Consider the following 19,920-nt stretch of genomic DNA (forward strand, 5'->3'; position numbering starts at 1 on the left):
GCCGGACTTTATCCGTTCGCAATCAGAGTCCGACCCATGTTCCCGATGACCTCCATCGCGACTGCGCTTGCGCTGCTGTTTTGTGCCGGTGCAGTGGCGGCTTCCGAACCTGCCGGTACAACGCCGCGCAGTCTGCTGGCGCAGGCCAAAGGCTTGCCGAAAGATTTCGAGGAGCATTTCTTCGACGTTCCTCTGGCTGTACGGGTGGAGCTCGACCAGCAACCTTTGGGCGAAGCGATGATCGTGCTGACGCGTGATGACCGCATCACCTTGCTTGATTTCACCGATACCAGTGAAAACCGTTTCGGCACCGCCGAGCGAGAGAAATGGGCCAGCTATCTCAAGCCCGGTGTGGCACTCGGTGGCTGCACCCGTCAATGTCCCGATCAAATGCTCGCCGTGCACTACAACCTGGAAAGCTCGCTGGTATCGATCGTCACCGAAAACGCCGAGCGGGACACTGAAACCCCGCGTTACTACGAGCAGCCACAGGACGGCAGCACCGGCCTGATCGTGCGCAACCAGCTCAACCTCAATGGCGGTCAGGACCAGGATCTGGGTGGCCGCTACGGCCTCGAAGCCAATGGCAGCCTGGGTAACTGGAGCCAGACCTTCAACATGCAGCTGGCCCGCCTCGGCGGACCGGACGACAAGCTCTATCACGCGGTCTACGAGTTGCACACCCAGCGCGAATTGCAAGGCAGTTTCCTGCGCATGGGCTATTTCACGCCGACTTCCGAAGGCCTGACTCGCCAGCCGCGCTCATTTGGCAACAGCCCCGACACAACGGTCGGTTTGATGTACGGCAGTTCTGACAGTCTGGCGGTCGACTTGCAAAACCCCAGCGTTTACCCGATCTACGTCACCGCCAACCGCCAGGCGTCGGTGGAGATTTTTCGCGACGGGCTGCTGATCAATTCGCAATCGGTGCCTGCCGGGTTGCAGACACTCGACACCCGTCCTTTGCCCGGTGGCATTTATGAAGTGGAGGTACGTCTGATCGAGGACGGTCAGATCACCTCGACCACTCAGGAACTGGTCTACAAGCCAAACAACTGGCGCAATCCCGACGAGCGCTGGCGCTACAACGTATTTGCCGGCCAGGAAACCAAGCTGCTCAGCAACTGGGACCGGCAGGCCAGTGGCGACGCTACCGCCGGCGCCTCGCTCAACTATCTGTTGCACCCGCGAGTGATCCTCGGGCTGTCGGCCCGCCAGGTTCGCGAGAAGTTGCAGTACGGCACCTCCATCGACTGGACGCTCGCCAACAGCGTGAGCATGTTTGCCAACGTCTACAAGACCGAAGACCACGGCACCGGACTGGATCTGCAAGGCCTGTACAACTACGGGGCCGGCAGTCTGGTGGTCAGCCACAATCGCAGCTGGCTCGACACCACCGATATTTACGACACGCTGCCGGACGGCACCCGCATCCGTCAGCGCAATGTTTTCATCGGCCAGACCAGCAACTCCTCGCTGGCGATCAATCATCGGGTCAGCCGCAACAGCTCGCTCAATGCCCGGGTGGCCCACAGTGAAGGCAATGTCGAGGGCGTCGGTGTCGATCTGGGCTGGACCCAGCGCACCACGGTGTTTGGCAGCGACTCCAACTGGCGACTGTCGCTGTTCGACCGCCCCGGCAGCTACAGCAGCGGCGATGCCCGCAACCGGGGCGTCGACCTCAGCCTCAACGTGGCACTCGGCGGCCCAGGCCAGCAGATTTCCGGCAGCATTGGCTCACGCACCGCCCGTGACGGTACTCGTGACAACAATGGTTCGCTCGGTTACCGCAAGAACTTTGACGATCACGTACTGCAAAGCGTGATGGCGACCGTTCTCACGGATACCTACGGGATCGGTCTGAACGGGCAGGCCAACTTCAGCACCGACGTCGTCAATGGCGATGGCTTCGTTCAGCGTTCGTCCTACAACGGCAACTACACCGGCGGCTTCAACCTGGACAGCACGCTGGCCATCGGTGGGCAGGCCATTGTCATGACCAGCCAGCCTCACGGCCGGGGCGCAGGGATGATCGTGGATGTCGAATCCGATATCGACGGCATTGCGCTGCGTGCCGATGACTTGAGCGGTGGCAGCGCTGCGCTGCGACCGGGGCGCAACTTCATCCCGATCACCGCGTACAAGAACAGCTCGGTGAGTTTCGACTTCGTTGGCACCGATGCGCCGGCAGCATCCATCGAGCCGGCGCGCACCCGCTATCACCTCAACAAGGGCGGTGTGGACTATCGCAAGGTGCGCGTGATGAAAACATTCACCGTGCTGGGCCGTCTGCTTGATCCTCAGGGACGGCCGCTCAAGGGCCATCACGTCATCAACCACGCCAGCCGTGGGGTGAGCGAGGTGGATGGATTCTTCTCCATGGAAATGAACGCCGGCTCGCCGACGCTGGAAGTGCGGTTTGCCGATCAGTTGCTGTGCCAGTTCCGTCTCGATCCGCAGCAGGGGCGAGTGGAGAACAATGTGTTGATGATCGGTGATTTGCGATGCAGCCCGGATACGTTGGCCGATGCGACCGTTACTGGTCAAAAGGCGGGGTGAGTGATGAAAAGACTTTTGTATTGGTCGGGGTTGCTGATGGTGCTTGGCTTGTCGCAAGCGCGAGCGGCGAATCAGGAGATCAAGGCATTGTTTCAGCCTGATCCGTCGATGCCATGGAAGAATGTGTTCATCAACAAGACACCTAACAGCGGTTATTGCGCGATTTATCCCGATCAGTGCGCTGCCAATAACATGTTCAGTATTCAGGTGCCGGTTCGCTTCAATACAGTGACACCGATGTTTTCGGGTAACAGCGTCTGGGTAAAGGTGCCCGCCGAATGGCGCAGCCTGACTGTGACCAACCCTGAGACTCAGCAAACGAGTACGGTGGAAGTACGCATTTCCGGCATAGGCTCCGACTTTCGCCTCAGCAGGCCGGTAACTGAATTGACGGGTGAGCCAGACGTTCTCGAAGCGCATCGCAAACTGTGGACCAGCAGTTCCTGGGTCTATGCCCCGCCTCCCTGCCAATACAGCGGAGTGGGTGCTTACACGCCCAGTACTTATCGTTTTTTCTGGAAGACACCGCAGTCGGGAAGCTGCAACAAGATCGCGGCATTCGATGTGGTGCACATGTCTTTCGAACATCTCGATATCGCTTATGAATTGCGAACCCCGAACCCCGAACCCCTTGACCATGTCAGCCGGCCTGTATACCGGCTCGCTGACTTACAGCGTTGGCAGGGGTTCCGCCGATTTCAATATGGGGCCGTTCTTCGACTCGGACGACACTCACCTGACGCTGGATTTCGTACTGGATGTGCAACACACCCTGAAAGTCGACCTGCCACCCGGCGGTAATCGCATTGCGCTGGAACCCGAGGGAGGCTGGCAGCCGTGGCTCAACACCCGGCGAATTCCCGAGCGGCTGTTTCGCGACCAGACGTTTCATATCTCGGCCAGTTCGCGGTTCAAGGTGTATCTGGACTGCGGCGGTACGGCCACCAGCGAGTACTGTTTTCTGTTCAACGATGACTGGTCGAGTTATGCCGCGATGGCGGTCAGCGTCTCCCTGCCGGGTGGTTTGACCGATGCCGGCGGCAGGCCGGTCAATCGGCAGCGTCTTCGTCCCCATGAGGTCAATGCCGTTGTTTTTCAGCCCGGCATATACGTTGACCGTCAGCAGGGAACCTTGCATTTCGAAGTCGAGAAGGAGTCCATCAGGAAGATATTGACGGTGGAAAAAGGAAGTAAGTATTCGCAGACAGTCGTTGTCGTTTTCGACTCGGAGATCTGATCGATCTGGTTATTGATCAACAAAGGAGTTCGTGTGCATGAAGCAATTATTTGCCCTGTTGGTTCTGAGTCTGTTTTACCCATCCGCCCACGCCGGTCCGAACATCAATATCGGTGTGGTCTACGACTATCTGGCCGGTGACAAAAGCACTTACTTGAAACGCGTCTACAACAGCGGTGACAGCACCGCGTTCGTCAAGATCAACGTGCTGGAAATCATCTACAACGCCGACGGCACTTCCACTGAAGTGCCGGTCAAGGCGCAGGGTGAGGCGGGCGCCCGGGACGGGGTGATGGCCAGTCCCGCCCGCTTGATCATTCCTGCTCAGGGTATGCAGGCCACTCGATTGCTGTTCATGGGGGAGCGCGACAAGGAGCGTTACTTCCGTGTGCGCTTCGTCCCGGTGGTACCGGAGAAGGAGGACGAATTCGCAGTCTCCAGCGAAGAGCGCGAGGAATACAAGAAGACCCTGACGGCGGGCGTCAACGTCATGGCCGGTTTCGGCACGATCTTCTTCGTCCGCCCGCAGAATGCCCGGTTCGACAGCGTGATCGACGATAGTGCCGACACTTACAAGGTGCGCAACAACGGCAACACCGTGGTGGTGATCGACGAATTCAAGAGTTGCTCCAGAACCAATGAGGCCGAGTGCGATCCGACCACCAAACACCATGTCATGGCCGGCAAGACGTTCGAATTCGAGAAAAAGCCGGGACGCGAATATCGCTTCATCCTGGTCGAAGGCGACAGCAAAAAGAACCTGAAAACCGCCGGTTGACCCTCAGGGAAACGAAAAATGATCAGACAATGGATGGCCCTGACGTCGGCCGCAGGATTGGGATTGATGAGCACCTGGGCGTTCGCGGCGCGGGAAGAGCTGGAGTTCCATGTGTCGGTGGATATTCCGACGCTTCAGTTCTACGTCATACCCAGCGAGCCGGACTGGATTCATCGCGAACAGGTGCTGCACTGGGACGTGAATGCCTCCGCGTTGAGCACCCTGCGCAAGCACTTCGACGTCAGGCATGACAGCAGTGCCATCGAGGCACGCCTGGAGAGCTTTCCCTACCTGACCAATGCGAGGGACTCGCAGCAGCACATCATTCTGCGGGTGTTTTTCAACGGCAAGGAATTAAGCCACGAGCCCGTTCCACAGCAGGTGGTATCGGCCGAAGAAGCAAAGGCCGGGGCACGGGTGTTGCTGGAGATCCAGCCGGTAAAACAGTTCGACGGCTACAAGCCCGGCGACTATTACGGCACCGTCAGTCTCATGTTCAACGCGGCGGCTCCCCGGGGCTAGGAGCGCTTGCTCGGCCACCCTCCATCGCATTTCACTGCAAGGATGTTGCATGAAGTTCAGCTTCGGAAAAAACAGGACGTTTACAAGTAACAGCGCGTTTGTGTGGGGGCTGGGTGCAATGCTGTCCACCACAGCGCACGCGGTGACCCAGGAAATGCGCGCCAGCTTCATTCCTGACCCGGGCCGGCCGCAAAACAACGCATTTGTCGATCAGACGCCACAAAGCGGTTATTGCGGTACCTATGTGGCCGACTGCAAGGCCCATAACCTTTCGGGTGTCCGGCTGCCGTTGCGCTTCTCCTCAGTGCGCTCGATCGAGCCGGGAGCGACGGTACGCAACGGTGCGATGTTCAAGATTCCGAACCAATGGCGCAGCCTGACGGTGAAGCACGTCGCCACCGGCGAAGCGGCCACGGTTGAAATGCGAATCGGAGGGGTAGGCACACAGTACGTCTTGAGTGATACGGCAGTGAATCTCACGGGCGCCGCCAACGATCAACAGGCACACAACGAACTGTGGGGTGGCAGAGGCTGGTGGTTTCCTTCAAGGCCTTGTGATGCCGGGGCGATGAGCGCGCATGGACCTAACTTCTATCGCTCATTCTGGCGCGGGCCGGCTGAAGCCGTATGCAGCAAGGAGGCGGCTTTTCGCATTCCGTGGATGTCCTACGATTATCTGGACGTGGGCTATGAGTTGCGTACCCCCAATCCGCTGGCGATGTCGGCCGGCGTTTATACCGGCGAACTCACCTATGGCACGGGCCCAGGTCAGGATATCGATGCGGGGGACAACCTGCTGCCCGACAATTCAACCATCACCTTCAGATTCGTACTGGACGTGCAGCACGTACTCAAGGTCGACCTGCCGCCGGGTGGCAGCAGGATCGAACTGGTACCGCAGGGCGGCTGGCAGGCCTGGTTGCAGGAGGGGCGACGTCCCGTCCGGTTGTTCCGGGACCAGACATTCAATCTGTCCACTTCATCGCGATTCCGGATGTCCTTCGAATGTCAGTTCGGAGGAGTCGGCGCCTGTAGTTTGCGTGACCCCGAGAGTGGCAGCACGTTTCCCCAGGTCTATCTGAGCGTCAGCCTGCCCCATGGCATTACCGATGCTGCCGGCCAGCCGGTGAAGCACAAGCGCCTCACCGAACGTCCGACCGATACGCTGTTTCAACCAGGGGCTTACGTGGATCGTGCCCCTGGCGTTCTGCACTTCGAAGTGCCGAGTCACTACATGGAGCACATGTTGCAACCCGGCCAGGCGAAGCACTATGCCGGCAGTGTCACGGTGATCTGGGATTCGGAAGTCTGATCGGGCCGATATCCTCAGGAAGGCATCGGCAGCAGCCCGTGCCGGCGCATTGCTGTGGTTGTCAGCGAGCGTCCCAACCCCTGTCGTCGGTACGCCAGTTCGGCGAGTTCGCGCGCGTACTCATCGTCACTGATCGGCGCCACGGAATCAGGTGAATGCCTTTGTTCGAGCCGAGCCAACTGTCGTTCAAAGGACGCGTCGTTGATCCTGTATGCCTCGGCTTGCTGCTCACGCAGATAGTGTTCCCAGAACGGTTGTTCGAGCATCCCGTTGACCAGCCCGTCTCCGTTCTCCAGCTCGATAATGGTGCTGTAGGCATTATCGATGCTGGCTCGCGTCACGCCTGCAATGCCTTCATACAGCATGGATTCGGACTGCCAGGGCAGTTCGAGCCGCGCCCCGAGGCGGGTCTGATAGGCCAGATAGATCTCGACTTCTTCTTCGCGACTCGGTCGGGACAGTGCATCGGCACGGGCAATTTCGTTCAGCCGTTCCAGACGCGCAGCGCCTCGGGCCAGTTTCACCAGTTTGCCTTCGAGCTCCACGGCTGAGACGGAGTAGGAATAGGCCTGTGACGCGAGGGCTTGTACCCCCATGATGTTGAACACTTCCGAGCTGGCATCGGCGCAGGTGGTCGGCTGTTCAGCGGTGCGAAACAGGTTTTCACGTAGCCCGGTATCAATGTCCATGGCGTCGATCAGGTCCCAGACACGTCGGGTCAGAATCTGGCGTGAGGCGCCACCCTCCCGGTAATCGGCGGATTGAGTGAGGCTGTCGATGATCTGGAAAAAGCCCTGGGAGCCTGGTTCGTGCATCAGGTTATCCCAGGCTTCGTTGCGATAGGTCGCCAGGCCTGGATCATCGTCGCTCCAGAATAGAGAGTCGTCACTCATTGACCATTTGCTGCGAGCTTCTGAGGCAAGGAACGAATAATGGTTTTCTCGAGGCAGGCCCACCGAATCTCGGTATTGATAAAAGGTCTCGCGATCTTCAGGCTCCAGGAAACTCGCAGACAACCGTGTTCGAGCAATGAGCCATGCATCCGCCGATCCCGGTTCAACATTCGGTACGCTGGTGATTGCCGGACTGGACAGATCGAGAAAGAAACCGCGAGGACGTTGATGAGGTGAGAACAGCCCTTGCGGCCAGCTGTCGATACCGGCGTAAGCCAGATCCAGCACGGCCAGGTGAGGCATTCGACCGACGTCCGGCGCACGCCCCAGCTGGTTCAGGGAAAGTCGCAGGACACGCAGGTGCGTAAGGTCTCTGAGCTGTGCCCATGATTCGGCCGTCAGGCGAATCTGGTTGCGATTGAGTCGTAAGGTTTCCAGCTTCGGCATCTCGGCAACTCTGGCAGGCAGCAGCTTCAGACTGCATTGGCGGGCACTGAAATGGCGCAGATTGGGGAAGTGCTTCAAGAGACCGCTGGATGCCGGTGAGAAGCGTGCATGGTCAAGATTCAGGGTCGTGACCTGATCGAACCAGAGCTTCAGATCGGGGAGTGTCTTCCACCATTTCTCAAGGTCAACTCCCAGTCCCTCGCTGGAAAGATCCAGCGTGTAACCACCGTCATGGCGAACACTGCGCTCGTTGAACGTCCGCGCCTCTCGCTTGAAACACGCCAGCAGGCGCTCGGTGATGGTCCACGCTCCGGCAGGTACGATCCCGTAGCCGTCGGGATCCGGACTTCTCTGTGAGTATTTCCACTCGTCGAGGAGGTTCTCCAGCCTTTGCAGTTCATCCTTGAGCTCCCGGACCGTCTCGAAAGGATCACGCCCTGCAGGCAGAGAGCTCACGAAGATGTCCACTTCCCGATCATTCAACTGTGGATACAGTTCTTTCACCCGTTGTTCGATCGTCCGGGCCGATCTGGAAAATACCGGACCGCGCACCAGGTTCTCCATTGAAGTCTGCACGGCTGGCCGGATCGAAGGTTCAAGCAGCAGCGTGCGACGTTCCCTTGGCGATTCACTCATTGCCATCAGCCATTGCTTGAAAGCACGACCCTGACCTGGTCTGTATCCGGTTTGTTGTCTTGCCTGAGCGGGAATCGCCTGCAGGATCGACTCGTACAAATCGGCCAGACCGGACAACGGGCGCCGGTTGCCGTCGAAGACTTCATAGCGGCCATGCCCGTCATGCAAAAGGACGCGGATTTCGCTCGCATCCGCAGGACCTGCGTTGCAGCGCAGCGACCCGTCAAACGAGCCATCGCGCACTTCGATACGCAAATCGCGATAGGTGTCGCTGTGCAGACGAAGCACATTCAAAGCCAGTCGCTCGGTGTCCGGGGTCGGCCGTTCATTCTCGCCAAAACCTTCGAACGCCCGCGTCGTGCGGGTTTCGAAAGCGCATTCACGGGCTGTTGCCCTGAGGTCAAGGGGAAGGCGGTCATGGTTGTCCAGAGCGTCCAGTTCGCGCTGGCGGGCGTGAGCGACCAGACGTTCGGCGATGATTGTCGGCAGGTCCGGAAACTGACGTTGAAGCTCAAGAATCCGCGGGTCATGGCTGATCGTGCGATACCGATAGGTATATTGCGTAATGTCGTATCGGCGGGCATCGACCTGGTTCCCCAGCAGTTCGCGCAGGGTCTGCACGCGTCGTTCCTTCGGAACCCGGGCGCCAAGCAATCGCTCCAGCTGCGCTTCATAGAGAAAACCGGTCACCTGTTCCGGCAGTCTGCCTGCCATGACATCCGCCAGACTGACGGTCAATGTCCGTGACGGTTGGGCGTTGGCGTTACCGTAAATGTGTGCGGCGCTTTGTCCGTCGGCACCATGATCAACCTTCAATGCGCAGTCTTCGGGCCAGCCCGGCAATTCGGTTACCAGTTGTTCGAACCATAAGGATGAGGGATCCATAGGACGCCCGGCGCGAATATCCGAGACGGCGGTTGCAGTGTCCCGCGATGCCCGGAAACGCTCGAGCGTGTCCTCCAGCAGTAACGGAGGGGGATCGTTCTCGACATACATCCGGCGCAATGCATGCTCTTCGGTGCCACTGATCAGGCGGACGGTCTCCAGTTGCGGATCACTGAAGCCCTCCGCCATGGCGCCGAGGCGGCGCATCAGTTTCGGGCCTGCCCAGTCGCTCGGGTTTTCACCTTCATGCACCCAGGCGCCACGACCGTTGTGGCGAAGTTTCGGCGCGTAGGCGCCGGGACGTGCTGGATGCTGGATACGATACTGGCCGTTGTGTGAGTCCTGTCTGACTTCATAGTGCTTGCCATCGAGTGTCAGCACGTTTTTGCCGGCATGTTGGTAAAGACCTTTGGCGTCACGACGAGAGCCGGGCGGTGGCGGCGCTCCACTAATCTCATACGGGCCGAGGTCGGGGTGCCACAGACGGATATTACCGTCGGGGGATATGACTGGCAGCATGTTGTCGACAAAGGACGAAACCTTGAGTTTGAACTCCTTTCCGATCTCGCCGCCGATGGCGAATGTACCCAATTGGATGAAGTCGGTCAGGACTCCGAGCACCTGTTCGCCAAATGCTGCCCAATGCCCTTCCGCCAGATCGATCCAGCCCTCTACAGTGTCCGTGATCAGTTGATAAGCGGTATAGGCCATCATGAGCTCACCGACAACAGGAACAAAAGGCGTAAGAACCAGCAAGGCGGCCTGGAAAATGTCGGAAAGCATTTTTTCGAAATTGTCCCACCAGGCCCAGCGTTCCTTTCGGTCGGCCATTTCGGTTGAAACGGCGATGTCTCGAGCATCGTTGAAGATCTTGTCGATTTTTCGCTGGTACTGATGCCTCCACAGATTCTGCGTGAACGGTCGAACCTGAAAGGCCAGTCGGGGTTTCTCCACCCGAGTGGGGCTCCAGGTCGGCCCCGGGTCCAGACGATCCTTCTCTTTCGGCCATTTGATCTCGTTCAGTCGCTGGTCGAGTCCGGCAAAGAAATGACCGCGCTGTTGCTGATCGATGAACTGGCTGAAAAATTGCCAATAGTTGCTCTGTCCTTTGGACAGGGTCTCGTTGGCACGTAGCTGGCGAGTCAGTTCTCTGACGAAGTCCAGCGACGAGGCGTACTCCTTCAACGGGTGCTCGGGGTCATGGGGAATGTAAGCAATCATCCGGTCTTCACCAGCGCTCTGCCGCTCGACCGAAGTGAACAGCACGATTCCGGTCAATGCAGCATCCATGATCGACAATTCGCAACACTGCATGACCTTTCCATCCAGCGTCAGCCCGGATTGCCCTTCGGCCATGCCCAGAACCACGGCATGGGCGTTGCTACCAATATCGTTGGTCAGCAGAGCCAGATGCGCAGCGAGTATCAACGCAGCTTTCTGGCTGTCGGTCGTCTGTTTCTCGAGCGCGGCACGTGTTGCGGGATCGCGAGGCAGTAAGTGGTGTCGCAGATAACGGGTGTAGCGTTTGCCGATATCCAGTTCTCGACACAATGTCTTGAACTGCTCGATTGACATTTTCTGTTTGATTTCCAGTACATCGAAGTGTCCGTTTTCATCGGGTTTACTGATGAAATCGGAATCGGTAGTAAAGGTTTCCTTACTTGCGAAATTGTGCAGCGCCGCGTCCAGAAGGGACACGGTTCGACTGGAAAAACCAGGTAATACATTGATGGTGTACCAAGGCAGTTCCTTCGGGAAATACAATCTCAAGTAAGTTCGCTTGACATTGATAGTCAGGCCAAATTTTTCCTTGAGTTCGTTTTTCAGCAAATGTACGGCGAACGATTCCAGACTTTTGATTTTGCTCAGGGCCTGATCAGTCTGGTTCTGTGCATGCCAGGCGACGAGATTTGCCGCTTTCACTGACGCCTGACTCTGTTTTTCGTGCCATGGATACTTCTTCAGAGAGGCTGAATTCAAAGCCACGGCCCGGTGCAGTGAAGTTTGTTTGAATGTGTCGTGGATAGTGTTTTTGATGAGCTCGTAGTGTCGGCCTTTTATCGTGAAAGAAGTTGTCGAGAGAGGTGGGGTATTTGTTTTAAGGCTGGACATCTGAATTCCATTTCGTTTGTCAGAGGATCATTAGCGTATTCCTCTGTCTCTCAAATAAAAGTCAAAATATCCTGTCGGAACACCAGCGGATCCCGTGATTCATGTTCTTGAATTTGAATGTGAAAACCAAATAAATATGACCCGGCAGCGATATCGGGGAAATGACGCGCCACCTTTCAGCGGCGCGCAACCTCGACCGGCTGGCATTGCGTGTGGCTACCCGGTTGCAGATAGTTGTTAAGAATCGGGGCCATGCCTTTGAGCACCTGGACCGGCAACGCCGAGGTGAATTTGAAGTTCTCCGCCGAACGACCGGGCACATAGGCCGTGAGCGTGCCGAAATGACTGTCGCCGATGTAGAACACAAACGTGGCGGTACGGTTGATCGACTTGGAACTGAGGATCCGTCCGCCGGAACCGATGGCTTCGATCCGGTTGTCACCGGTACCGGTCTTGCCGCCCATGATCAGCGGTCGGCCATCGGCCATTTTGAAACTGCCGGAAACACGTTTGGCAGTCCCCGAATCCACCACCTGGGAGAGCGCTTCGCGCATGGCGGTAGCGACCTCGGAAGGCATCACGCGTTTGCCGACATGCGGGTCATTGACCACTCGCGTTTCGTAAGGCGTACCGGCGGCAAAATGCAGGCTGTCGATGCGCAGGGTCGGCATGCGCACACCGTCATTGAGGATGGTGCCGATCAGTTCGGCCAGCGCGGCAGGGCGGTCGCCGGAGCTGCCGATGGCGGTGGCCAGCGACGGCACCAGGTGATCGAACGGGTAACCGACTTTCTGCCAGCGCTGATGGATGTCGAGGAACGCTTCGATCTCCAGCATGGTGCGGATCCGGCTGTCGCGGGCGCCCTTGTGCTTGCTCTTGAACAGCCAGCTGTAGACTTCCTGACGTTCGAACTGACTGGCCTTGACGATCTGGCTCCAGGTCGCGTCCGGGTGATTGAGCAGGTAGCCGATCAGCCACAGGTCCAGCGGGTGGACCTTGGCAATGAAGCCTTGGTCGGGCAAATCGTAGGTGCCGGGGCCGTAGGCCAGATAAAGCCGTTCGAGGCGTTCGTCGGTCAGTTTTTCGGTGATTTTCACGCCCTTCAGATGTGAGCGGACAAAGCTGTTGAAGTCTTCCTGGCTGGCGTTGGGCAGCAGATAACGGTGCACGGCGGCCATGCGGATCGGCGTCGGGCGCATGCTGTCGAGGAAGGTGTCGAGGCGAGCCTGGGTGTCCTTGTTCTTGTACTTCTTCCAGAACTTGAGCAGGAACGAAGTGCCTTCGCGGTCGGCGAACGAGGCGAGGTATTCCTGACGCCGCGGGTCGCGGTCGTCCTTGAGCAGCTCGGCGCTGTTGTTGGGGCCGGAGTAGGTGGTATAGCGCACCAGGTCGCGCATCAGGCGAATGAACGGCAGGTTGATCGACTCGCGCAGGGCATCGCGCAGGGTCGGCATGCGGCCGTTGTCTTCCTTGCGGAAGTTGTGGAACACGTGCAGGCCGCCACCGGTGAAAAACGCTTCGCCGGGGCTGGCGGAATATTTGCGGTCAAGGGCTGCGCCGAGCATCTTCGACAGATCGTGATCCTTGTTCTGGATCAGGTAATCGATCACCCACTGGGTCAGGCGGTCCTGATCCGGCACGTCGACTTTCTTCAGTTCCGGCACGGTCATGGCGCCGTACTTGTCATGCAGCTCCGAGATGATTTGCAGGTAGGTGGTCAGCACCCGCATCTTTGCCGTGGAGCCCAGTTCCAGTTTGCTGCCTTCGTTGATGTCGAACGGCTGGTCGGTGCTGTCGGTCTGCACCCGCACCCGCGAACCGTCCGGTGTCAGTTCGAACAGGGTGAAGCTGTAGCGCACCTGGGTGGTGCTGGTGGGCGTCAGCAGGCGTTCGCCCATCAGGCCGACTTCGGCGGCGTAGGCCGGGTCGGCGAGTTTCTTCAGGTAGGCGGTGGCCTGGGTTTGCAGTTCGCCTTGCAGGGTGCTGGTGGCCGAGAGGTCGAGGCGGTCGAGGTCGTACAGCGGACGATTGAGCATCGAGGCCAACCGGCTGCGGGCGACGCTGATGCCTTTATTGGTCTCGATCGGCTGAATGGTTGGCTGGGTCTGCCAGTCGCGGTAAGTGACCTTGCTGGCCAGGGCGGCATCGGCCAGCGCGTTGTCGATCACGCCATTCTGTTTGAGCAGGCGCAGGTGGCTGTCAGTGAGGTCGGCCAGTTCTTCCCGGCCTTTGGTCAGATAATGCGAAGGACGGCGCTGGGCGATCATCAGCGAGAGCATTTCCCGCAGAGCCAGGCCCTTGTCGGCCATGGTCTGTGGATCGGTCGCGGTACTGGCGAGTTTATTGTTGGCTTCGTTGAAATCGGCGCCGTACCAGACCCGCAAGCCTTCGGCCATGCCATGGACTTCGCCATGCCCCGGCACTGCCGACAACGGCACGCTGTTGAGGTAGTCACGAATGATGTTGCGCCGCGCCGGCAAGGTGTCCGGTCCGGCCTGATAGGCGCGTACGCTGGCGGAAATCATCTGGCGGATTTTCTCGGCACCGTTCACCGTCAGTCCGTCGGGCGAGTGGCGATACTTTTCCAGTTGCGTGGCCAGGGTGCTGCCGCCCGCCGACTGCCCGGGCAAGTGCAGCAACTTGGCAACCTGCGACCACGCGGCCATGCCGAAGCGCGGCCAGTCCACTGCCGGGTTGGCCAGCGGTTGTTTGGGATCCAGCAGGAAACGGTTTTCGATGAACAGCAGGCTGTTGACCACCACCGGCGGGATCGACTCGAAACTTGAATACAGCTGTTGCGGATAGTTGTACTGATACAGCGGCGCGGCCCGGCAATCGGTGATCGACAGCCCCGCCTGGATTTTCTCGGAGTAGGGCACGAACAGGCCCTTGTCGGTATAGCCGAGCAGCGCTGGCGAGAAGCGCGTCTGTTCGGTGATCACGTAATTGCGCTTGAGCAGTCGTGGCAAAAACTCATCCAGCGAGCTGTAACCCAGACGCAGATCGAACGGCCCGTTGCCTGGGTAACGAATGGCTTCGCTGGGGCCCGGTTGCAGTTCATAGGTCAATTTGGCGGCGTACTGGCTGACCTCGCGGGATTGAAAACGCGAGGTGCGCATTTCCTTCATCGCGGCCAGGCCCACCACAATCGCAATGATCACCAGCAACAGCCAGAAAGCCTTCCACCCATGCCGGTTACGACGGGGTTTCTCAGGAACAGGCGCTTCATCCACACGTTCAGTCGGAACCACTTTTTCACTCGAATCGGTTTGCCACAAAGCGCCCATAGTCGATTGATCCATTCACGCAGATTGATCGGACTTGACTGAAGCTTAGTCGGTGGTTGGCGCGGGTGAAAAAATTGTGAAGCTTCGACCCTGAACAAATCTGCGCAGTGGGCAATCCGGCAGCAACGCCTGTGAATGTCTCGAAAAAGCGCGGATCAGAGCGGTTCGCGGGTAAATACGACTTGGGTAGGGGCATGACGCTGCACCATTGCTGTGCAATACTCGGCGCCCATTTCGGCAGTGAATAATCCGGTTTTTTCAGGAGTTTTTATCTCGAAATGCCGATTTATAACGATGCTTGTCGCTGAATAAGTCGGTTTTTAGAGTGAAATATCCTGCTGGAAGCTTTTTATACTGCCAGCCCCGCTGATCCCCAGGCCCGGACCTGGAGGACGCGTCTGCCCACGAGGCCGGTGCGGTGTCGGGAAGCCGGGGCTTATCGGCCGACGCTTCGACACTCGGTGGTCTATCCAATAACAAGACGAGGAAGTCCCCCATGCCAGTCGGCAATCACCCGCCCCATGGCGAGACCGCGAACGGCGGTCCACTCAAACGCGAACTCGGCGAACGGCATATCCGTCTGATGGCGCTCGGCGCCTGTATCGGTGTCGGTCTGTTTCTCGGTTCGGCCAAGGCCATCGAAATGGCCGGCCCGGCGATCATGCTGTCCTACATCATCGGTGGCCTGGCGATCCTGGTGATCATGCGCGCCCTCGGCGAGATGGCCGTGCACAACCCGGTGGCCGGTTCCTTCAGCCGTTACGCACAGGATTATCTCGGCCCATTGGCAGGCTTTCTCACCGGCTGGAACTACTGGTTCCTGTGGCTGGTGACCTGCGTCGCGGAAATCACCGCAGTGGCGGTGTACATGGGCATCTGGTTCCCCGATGTGCCGCGCTGGATCTGGGCGCTGGCGGCGCTGGTCAGCATGGGCTCGATCAACCTGATCGCGGTGAAGGCCTTCGGTGAGTTCGAGTTCTGGTTTGCGCTGATCAAGATCGTCACCATCATCGCCATGGTGCTCGGCGGCATTGGCATCATCGCCTTCGGTTTCGGCAACGACGGTGTGGCGCTGGGGATTTCCAACCTGTGGACCCATGGCGGCTTCATGCCCAACGGCGTCACGGGCGTGTTGATGTCGCTGCAGATGGTGATGTTCGCTTATCTGGGCGTGGAGATGATCGGCCTGACCGCCGGTGAAGCGAAGAACCCGCAGAAGACCATTCCCGGTGCCATCGGCTCGGTGTTCTGGCGGATTCTGCTGTTCTACGTCGGCGCACTGTTCGTGATCCTGTCGATCTACCCGTGGAATGAAATCGGCACGCAGGGCAGCCCGTTCGTGATGACTTTCGAACGTCTGGGCATCAAGACCGCCGCCGGCATCATCAACTTCGTGGTGATCACTGCCGCACTGTCGTCCTGCAACGGCGGCATCTTCAGCACCGGGCGCATGCTCTACAGCCTGGCGCAGAACGGCCAGGCGCCTGCCGGCTTCGCCAAGACCTCCAACGGCGTGCCGCGTCGGGCGTTGCTGCTGTCGATCTTCGCCCTGCTGCTGGGCGTACTGCTGAACTATCTGGTGCCGGAAAAAGTCTTCGTCTGGGTGACGTCCATCGCCACCTTCGGCGCGATCTGGACCTGGGTGATGATCCTGCTGGCCCAGCTGAAATTCCGCAAAGGCCTGAGCGCCAGCGAGCGGGCCGGCCTGAAGTACAAGATGTGGCTGTTCCCGGTCAGCTCCTATCTGGCGCTGGCGTTCCTGGTGCTGGTGGTGGGCCTGATGGCGTACTTCCCGGACACCCGCGTGGCGCTGTATGTCGGCCCGGCGTTCCTGGTGCTGCTGACCGTTCTGTTCTACGTGTTCAAGCTGCAACCGACCGATGTGTCGCAAGGTGCGGTGCGTTCGGCTTCGTAAATCGCCATTGCTGAAACCTGAAAGCCCCGGTCGATTGGCCGGGGCTTGTTTGTGGGCGAGAGATTGAGGCCGCTTGTCTGAAAACCGCGTAAAAAACGACCTCTGACCTCGTGCCATGTTCCAAGCTTTATAGACGCAGTTTCCCGCGCGGCAGTGCACAGAGGCGCCGGTATGAGGATCAGCGATTTTCTCGTACGAGAACTCGGCCGCCGTCAGGTCGTGCTGTTTTTCCTGCTCGCCACGACGCTGTACATCCTGCCGCTGATCCTCGCCGACTTCCCCTACATCGATGACAACTGGCGCACCCTGGCTGCCGGTAATGTGTGGGCCGGGCAGGGGCGCCTGTTCATGGACTGGCTGTATAAAGCGCTGACGTTCACGGGCGCTGCGCCGAACATCTATCCCTTGCCGCTGTTGCTCGCCACGCTGGCGATGTCACTGGCCCTGACCCGACTGACCTTTCACTATTTCCCTGAACCGACCCTGGCCTGTTGTCTGGTGCCGTTGCCGCTCTGGTACAACCCGTTCCTGCTGCAGAACCTGTCCTATCAATACGACGGGGCCGGCATGGCCCTGAGTCTGGTGGCGGTGATTTACGCGATCACGTTTTGCGGCACTTCCCGGATACAGCGATGGCTGGTGCCTTCGGTGTTGCTGGCGCTGGCGATCGGGCTGTATCAGATCAGCCTCAATGTGTTTCTCGGACTGTGCTGTGTGGAGTTACTGAGGACTGTTCATCGGCGAGTGCCGTGGGCGGAGTTCTGGCGCCTGTCGGGATGGAGGCTGGCGCAACTGGTGCTGGGCGTGTCGATCTACGCAGTCACGGCCTATCCGTTCACGGATTCAACACGCACCGAATTGCTCGACTTCAGTGCTGATCCACTGTTGCAGATCGGCATCAATTCTGGCCGGGTCCTGGAGAAGGTGGCACTGCTGTTTCACGGTGGCTACACGGCGGTGTTCGTCGTGTTGCTTGTGTGTGCTTTATTCGGTGGTGTGACACTGGGACGGCAGATTCGCCTGCGCCGGGAACCACTCGCAAAGGGCCTGCTCCTGAGCTTTGGCTGCCTGCTGACTTTGCCGCTGATTGTGCTGCTGGTGCCGGGGATGACATTGTTGTTTCGCGACTTCAACGAAGGTGCGCGAACCCTGATGGGGTTCGGCGTGCTGCTGATGTTGCTGTTCTATCTGGCCCGTATCGGATTGACGTCGCTGCACTCGCAGCTGCCCCTGTTGTTGGCGATTCCGCTTCTGGCCACGCTGTCGCTGTCCTTCGCGTACGGGCGGGTGCTGACGATGGAGAAAACCTTCGCCAGCAGCGCTCTCTACAGCCTCAGTCACGACATTTCTGCCCATCGCGAATTGCGCGAAGCCAAGCGGATCTATATTTCGGTCACTTACTCCGACCGCTGGCTGGCGAGTGCGACGGGCACGTTCAAACAGCTGCCGGTGCTGCGCTATCTGCTGAATATCGACTACTTCATGCTCGCCGAAAACCTGCCCTCGGCCGGCATCACCAACGTGGTCGCCGAACGCGAGCGACGCAACGCCACCCGCGTCGGCTATCAGGGTTTTCCAGCGCTGGTGGACAGCCTCTATTACCGCATCTATCTGATCGGCGATTACGGTTTCATCGTCATGAAAGAGCCGCCTCATGGTCGGCTCTTGAGTTGGTGAGCGTTACCGCTAGGCAGCCGCGATGTCCTGCGGCTCAAAACTGTCCGCCCGCGCCATCTGCCACATCCGCGAATAGAACTCGCCGTTCACTTCCCCGGTGAGCAGTTCCCCCGGTTTCAGGAACACATGCAACTGCGAGAACAGTTTGATCTCGGTGGCCGACATGCGCCGTACCAGGTGCTTGGCCGACAGTTGCGACGGATGATCGAGGCCGGCGGCGGCGAGCATTTCCGCCAGTGCCTTCAACGTGTTGCGATGGAAGTTGTAGACCCGCTGGGCCTTGTCCGGCACCACCAGTGCGCGCTGGCGCAGGTTGTCCTGGGTGGCGACGCCGGTCGGGCATTTGTTGGTGTGGCAGCTTTGCGACTGGATGCAGCCGATGGCGAACATGAAGCCCCGCGCCGAGTTGGCCCAGTCGGCGCCGATGGCCAGCACGCTGGCGATGTCGAAAGCGCTGACGATCTTGCCGCTGGCGCCGAGCTTGATCTTGTCCCGCAGATTCAGACCGACCAGCGTGTTGTGCACAAACAGCAGGCCTTCGCGCATCGGCACGCCGATGTGGTCGGTGAACTCCACCGGTGCGGCGCCGGTCCCGCCTTCCTTGCCGTCGACCACGATGAAGTCCGGGAGGATGCCGGTTTCCAGCATGGCCTTGGCGATGCCCATGAACTCCCACGGATGACCGAGGCAGAACTTGAAGCCCACCGGTTTGCCGCCGGACAGTTCACGCAGTTGCTGGATGAAATGCATCATTTCGATCGGCGTGGAGAACGCGCTGTGGCGGGACGGCGAGATGCAGTCTTCGCCCATCAGGATGCCGCGGGTGTCGGCGATTTCCTGGGTGACCTTGTGCTTGGGCAGAATTCCTCCATGGCCGGGTTTGGCGCCCTGGCTCATCTTGATTTCGATCATCCGCACTTGCGGCGTCTGCGCCTGGGCGGCGAAGCGTTCCGGGTCGAAACGGCCGTCGCTGGTACGGCAGCCGAAGTAACCGCTGCCCAGTTCCCAGGTCAGGTCTCCGCCGTGTTCGCGGTGATAGGGGCTGATGCTGCCTTCGCCGGTGTCGTGGGCGAAGTTGCCGAGTTTTGCACCCTGGTTCAGCGCGCGGATCGCGTTGGCGCTGAGGGAGCCAAAACTCATGGCCGAGATGTTGAACACCGACGCCGAATACGGCTGGGTGCATTGCGGGCCGCCAACGGTGACGCGAAAACTGTTCGGGTCGCTCAGCGGCGCCGGGCGCATCGAGTGGCCGATGAACTCGAAACCGGACTGATACACGTCGATCAGGGTGCCGAACGGTTTGTCGGCGCTTTCATTCTTGGCCCGCGAATACACCAGCGAACGCTGGGCGCGGGAGAAGGGCAGGGCGTCGCTGTCGGATTCCAGCAGGTACTGGCGGATTTCCGGGCGAATCCCCTCGACCAGATAACGGATGTTGCCCAGGATCGGGTAGTTGCGGCGCACCGCGTGCGGGCTTTGCATCAGGTCGAAAAGACCGAGCAGGCTCAGCACCCCGGTGACGGCGGTGATCGGCCACAGCCAGTCGTGTTCGAGGAAGGGCAGGCTGGCGAGGGTGAAAATCACGCAGACGGCAAAGAAGGCGTAGCGGCTCAGGAGTGACAGGCTCATACGGTTTCCTTGGTTCGGACAGATTTTTTGC

The 19,920-nt window shown here is 59.2% G+C and carries 11 protein-coding genes; 8 read left to right on the forward strand and 3 right to left on the reverse strand.

The features are described 5' to 3' along the window. Window positions 1-36 precede the first annotated feature (36 nt). The 6 genes from DXT77_RS11960 to DXT77_RS11980 are packed head-to-tail and all read left to right on the forward strand — an operon-like array spanning window position 37 to window position 6,408. Window positions 37-2,559 (forward strand): TcfC E-set like domain-containing protein, encoded by a 2,523-nt coding sequence (locus DXT77_RS11960; RefSeq protein ID WP_119427742.1) that lies wholly within the window; start codon window positions 37-39, stop codon window positions 2,557-2,559. 3 nt (window positions 2,560-2,562) lie between these two features. Continuing rightward, entirely contained in the window at window positions 2,563-3,360 is a 798-nt protein-coding gene (locus DXT77_RS30260) for a hypothetical protein (protein WP_305955957.1), read from the forward strand. Next, entirely contained in the window at window positions 3,320-3,796 is a 477-nt protein-coding gene (locus DXT77_RS30265) for a hypothetical protein (RefSeq protein ID WP_305955958.1), read from the forward strand. Before DXT77_RS30260 ends, DXT77_RS30265 begins: the two co-directional genes overlap by 41 nt. A gap of 37 nt (window positions 3,797-3,833) precedes the next feature. Next, window positions 3,834-4,574, forward strand: a complete 741-nt coding sequence (locus tag DXT77_RS11970; RefSeq protein WP_119427743.1) for a molecular chaperone — start codon at window positions 3,834-3,836, stop codon at window positions 4,572-4,574. Between the two features lie 18 nt (window positions 4,575-4,592). Continuing rightward, on the forward strand, window positions 4,593-5,096 hold the full coding sequence (locus DXT77_RS11975) for a CS1 type fimbrial major subunit (RefSeq protein ID WP_119427744.1): 504 nt from the start codon (window positions 4,593-4,595) through the stop codon (window positions 5,094-5,096). A gap of 49 nt (window positions 5,097-5,145) precedes the next feature. Beyond that, window positions 5,146-6,408: a hypothetical protein gene (locus DXT77_RS11980; RefSeq protein ID WP_119427745.1), complete on the forward strand. Its 1,263-nt coding sequence runs from the start codon at window positions 5,146-5,148 to the stop codon at window positions 6,406-6,408. Window positions 6,409-6,422: 14 nt separating this feature from the next. On the opposite strand, the gene DXT77_RS11985 is transcribed toward DXT77_RS11980, so the two are convergent. Further along, a complete protein-coding gene (locus DXT77_RS11985) occupies window positions 6,423-11,381 on the reverse strand; it encodes an NEL-type E3 ubiquitin ligase domain-containing protein (protein WP_119427746.1) in 4,959 nt (1,652 codons plus the stop codon). Window positions 11,382-11,557: 176 nt separating this feature from the next. After that, window positions 11,558-14,668 (reverse strand): transglycosylase domain-containing protein, encoded by a 3,111-nt coding sequence (locus DXT77_RS11990; RefSeq protein WP_119427747.1) that lies wholly within the window; start codon window positions 14,666-14,668, stop codon window positions 11,558-11,560. 496 nt (window positions 14,669-15,164) lie between these two features. Here DXT77_RS11990 and DXT77_RS11995 point away from each other — a divergent pair, with 496 nt between their 5' ends. Beyond that, window positions 15,165-16,583: an amino acid permease gene (locus DXT77_RS11995; protein ID WP_119427748.1), complete on the forward strand. Its 1,419-nt coding sequence runs from the start codon at window positions 15,165-15,167 to the stop codon at window positions 16,581-16,583. 171 nt (window positions 16,584-16,754) lie between these two features. Next, window positions 16,755-18,260 carry a glucosyltransferase domain-containing protein gene (locus tag DXT77_RS12000; RefSeq protein WP_119427749.1) on the forward strand — a complete coding sequence of 502 codons (1,506 nt, stop codon included), beginning with the start codon at window positions 16,755-16,757 and terminating at the stop codon, window positions 18,258-18,260. 9 nt (window positions 18,261-18,269) lie between these two features. Here DXT77_RS12000 and DXT77_RS12005 read toward each other — a convergent pair whose 3' ends face one another. Then, window positions 18,270-19,889, reverse strand: coding sequence for an FMN-binding glutamate synthase family protein (locus DXT77_RS12005; RefSeq protein WP_119427750.1), 1,620 nt, complete (start codon window positions 19,887-19,889; stop codon window positions 18,270-18,272). Window positions 19,890-19,920: the final 31 nt, after the last annotated feature.

This window comes from Pseudomonas sp. 91RF (genome assembly GCF_003576265.1).
Classification (GTDB): domain Bacteria; phylum Pseudomonadota; class Gammaproteobacteria; order Pseudomonadales; family Pseudomonadaceae; genus Aquipseudomonas; species Aquipseudomonas kribbensis.

Excerpts from the sequence above, each read along its gene's own strand:
- DXT77_RS11985 (WP_119427746.1), bottom strand. The coding sequence starts at position 11,381 with ATGTCCAGCCTTAAAACAAATACCCCACCTCTCTCGACAACTTCTTTC.
- DXT77_RS11970 (WP_119427743.1), top strand. The coding sequence starts at position 3,834 with ATGAAGCAATTATTTGCCCTGTTGGTTCTGAGTCTGTTTTACCCATCC.
- DXT77_RS12005 (WP_119427750.1), bottom strand. The coding sequence starts at position 19,889 with ATGAGCCTGTCACTCCTGAGCCGCTACGCCTTCTTTGCCGTCTGCGTG.
- DXT77_RS11980 (WP_119427745.1), top strand. The coding sequence starts at position 5,146 with ATGAAGTTCAGCTTCGGAAAAAACAGGACGTTTACAAGTAACAGCGCG.
- DXT77_RS11960 (WP_119427742.1), top strand. The coding sequence starts at position 37 with ATGTTCCCGATGACCTCCATCGCGACTGCGCTTGCGCTGCTGTTTTGT.
- DXT77_RS30260 (WP_305955957.1), top strand. The coding sequence starts at position 2,563 with ATGAAAAGACTTTTGTATTGGTCGGGGTTGCTGATGGTGCTTGGCTTG.
- DXT77_RS11975 (WP_119427744.1), top strand. The coding sequence starts at position 4,593 with ATGATCAGACAATGGATGGCCCTGACGTCGGCCGCAGGATTGGGATTG.
- DXT77_RS11995 (WP_119427748.1), top strand. The coding sequence starts at position 15,165 with ATGCCAGTCGGCAATCACCCGCCCCATGGCGAGACCGCGAACGGCGGT.
- DXT77_RS12000 (WP_119427749.1), top strand. The coding sequence starts at position 16,755 with ATGAGGATCAGCGATTTTCTCGTACGAGAACTCGGCCGCCGTCAGGTC.
- DXT77_RS11990 (WP_119427747.1), bottom strand. The coding sequence starts at position 14,668 with ATGGGCGCTTTGTGGCAAACCGATTCGAGTGAAAAAGTGGTTCCGACT.